General features: G+C 66.0%; 1 protein-coding gene and 1 pseudogene. One reads left to right on the forward strand and one right to left on the reverse strand.

Translation table 11 applies throughout. The features are described 5' to 3' along the window. A pseudogene (locus tag HKL97_RS02620) lies at nucleotides 1-1,331 on the reverse strand (ATP-dependent DNA helicase); the annotation flags it as partial. Nucleotides 1,332-1,377: 46 nt separating this feature from the next. Here HKL97_RS02620 and HKL97_RS02625 point away from each other — a divergent pair. Then, nucleotides 1,378-2,961: a lysine--tRNA ligase gene (locus HKL97_RS02625; protein ID WP_291422552.1), complete on the forward strand. Its 1,584-nt coding sequence runs from the start codon at nucleotides 1,378-1,380 to the stop codon at nucleotides 2,959-2,961. Nucleotides 2,962-3,051: the final 90 nt, after the last annotated feature.

A 3,051-nucleotide genomic window follows, 5' to 3' on the forward strand; every position in this document is an offset into this window, starting at 1 on the left:
CCCTCCGCCCCCAGCAGCCAGCGCCGCAGCTCCGCCATCGCCGCGCCGGAAAGCTCCACCGCGAACGCGCTGTCAGCGGCATCAAAAATATGGTGCCCTTCGTCGAACACATAGCGCGTGGGCACATAATCATCATCCAGCCCGCCCCACACGGCCTGCGCCATCACCAGCGCGTGGTTGGCGATCACCAGATCCGCCTCGCGCGCGTTGCGGATCACCCGCTCGATCACGCAGGCGGAAAAATGCGGACAGGCGGCGTGGATGCACTCGCCCCGCCGGTCCGCGATCTGCGCCAGCAGGCTATGGCCGAACAGTTCCGCGAACCAGCCCGGCAGGTCGCCACCGAACAAATCGCCATCGGCGCTCGCCATCGCCCAGCGCGCCACCAGCCCCAGCGGCACGGCGTAGCGCTCCACGCCCATCGCGTCCTCGAAATTGAGCAGGCACAGGTAGTTCTCCCGCCCCTTGCGCAGCACCACCTTGGTGCCGTCCGGCAGCCGCCCCGCCTCCTGCTCGATCTGGCGCTGCAAATGCCGTGTAAAGGTGGAAACCCATACCGCGCCCTTGTTCTGCTGCGCCCACAGGCTGGCGGGGGCCAGATAGCCCAGCGTCTTGCCCGTGCCCGTGCCCGCCTCGGCCAGCACCACATGCGGCTGGCCCTCCGCTTGGCGCGGCTCGAATGCCGCCGTCACCGCCGAGGCATAATCCGCCTGCGCCGGGCGCTGCTCCGCCTCCGGCCCCAGCAGCGTGGCCAGACGCGCCCGCGCCTGCCCGGATGTCACCGCAAATGCCGAGGGCGGCGGGCGCGGGGCGGATTCCTCCCATTTCGGCAGGCGCTTCCAAAGCCGCATTGCCATGCCGTCCGGCCTTGCGGCGGGCTGCCCCAGCGCCGCCAGCACATAAGGCGCCCAGCCCCAGCCGGCTGCCCCCATCCGCGCCGCCAACCCGGCGGCATCCTGGTTCGCCGGCACATTTTTGCCAGCCGCCAGCCTGGCCAGCAGCGCCTCGGCCATCGGCGCCAGCAGCCGCGCGCCGTCCTCCAGTGTTTCCGGCACCTCCATCTCCAGCGCGCGCGCCAGCCCGGCTGGGGTCGGCGCCAAGCCGCGGGCCGGGCACACAAAGGCAAATAACTCCAACAAATCCAGCACCTGCACCGCTGGATTGCCAAGCCGCTTCAGCGTCGCCGGGCCATGCACCAGCAGCGGCACCGCGCCGCCCAGCTGCTTGGCGACAAGCCCCGGCTTTACTTCCACAGCCGCGCCATCGTGCGTCAGCAGCACGGCGCGGCCATGACCGGCAACAAGGGCGGGGGAGTCCGGCAGGAAAGGCATTGCTCTCCGTATAGACGCGGCGGAATTTTGACCATAGAGCGGGGCTATGAGCGAACAGATTTCTACCCAGCCGAGCTGGCCCTTCCGTGAAGCCGAACGTGTCGCCGCGCGCCTGAAGCAAAAAGGCAAGACCGAGGCGTTGTTCGAGACCGGCTACGGCCCGTCCGGCCTGCCGCATATCGGCACCTTCGGCGAGGTCGCCCGCACCAGCTGGGTGCGCAAGGCCTTCACGGATCTCACCGGCCTGCCCTCGCGCCTGCTGGCGTTTTCCGATGATATGGACGGGCTGCGCAAAGTCCCGGACAACGTGCCCAACAAGGAGATGCTCAAGCACCACCTCGGCAAGCCGTTGACCAAAGTGCCCGACCCCTTCGGCAAGTTCGATAGTTTCGGCGAACACAACAACAACATGCTGCAGGATTTTTTGAACGAGTTCGGCTTCGAGTTCGAATTCGCCTCCTCGTCTGATTATTACGCCTCCGGCCGGTTCGACAACGCGTTGCTGCATGTGCTCGCGCATCATGATGCCATCGTTGAGATCATCCGCCCCAGCCTCGGGCCGGAGCGCCGCGCCAGCTATTCGCCCATCTTGCCCATCCACCCGCGCACCGGCATCGTCATGCAGGTGCCGATTGATCAGGTGGACGTTGAACACGGCACCGTGTTCTGGACCGACCCGGACACCAACACGAAATTTGAGACTGCGGTCACCGGCGGCGCCGCCAAGCTGCAATGGAAGGCCGACTGGGCGATGCGCTGGCACGCGCTGGACGTTGATTACGAGATGTCCGGCAAAGACCTCATCGACTCGGTGAAGCTCTCCTCCGCCATCGTGCGCGCGCTCGGCACCGAGCCGCCTGTCTGCCTCACCTATGAGCTGTTCCTGGACGACAAGGGCCAGAAAATCTCCAAATCCAAGGGCAACGGCCTCTCGGTCGAGCAATGGCTCACCTACGCGCCCAAGGAGAGCCTGGGCCAGTTCATGTATCACGCGCCGCAGCGCGCCAAGCGCCTGTTCTTTGATGTCATCCCCCGCGCGACAGATGACTACATCGCCGCCGTGGCGGCGCTGCCCACGGCGGAAAAGCCGCATGAAAACCCGGCCTGGCACATTCATGGCGGCGAACTTCCCGAACACGCCGGCTCGCCCATCGGCTTCGCCATGCTGCTCAACCTCGCCTCTGTCATCAACGCCGACAGTCCGGAGATGCTCTGGGGCTTCATCCGCGCCTATATCCCCGGCGCGAACGCCGAGACCTACCCCTTCCTGGCCCGCCTGGTGCATCACGCCATCATCTACAACCGCGATTTCGTGGCGCCCAAAAAGCAGTTCCGCGCGCCGGGCGACGTGGAGCGCGGGGCGCTGCTCGACCTTGCGGAAAGCCTGAAGGCGAACGAGATGGTGCAATACCCCGGCGCAACCCCGGCGGAGCAATTGCAGAATCTGGTTTACGCCATCGGCAAGCGCCACCCCTTCGCGCCGCTCAAATCCTGGTTCGATTGCCTGTATCAGGTTCTGCTCGGCCAGGTTGAAGGCCCTCGTTTCGGCGGCTTCATCGCGCTTTATGGCATCGAGCGCACCATCGCGCTGGTTGAGACCGCACTCGCCCGCGGCGTGGAGGCAGCCTAGTGGGACACGTCATTGAAAATGCCGTGTCCCACTAGCGTCATATTTAGCGCGCGCCGCCCACCAACCCGCGCGCAGTACCCTGCGTCATGA

The sequence above is a fragment of the Acidocella sp. genome, assembly GCF_013044125.1.
Classification (GTDB): Bacteria; Pseudomonadota; Alphaproteobacteria; order Acetobacterales; family Acetobacteraceae; genus Acidocella.

Excerpts from the sequence above, each read along its gene's own strand:
- HKL97_RS02625 (WP_291422552.1), top strand. The coding sequence starts at position 1,378 with ATGAGCGAACAGATTTCTACCCAGCCGAGCTGGCCCTTCCGTGAAGCC.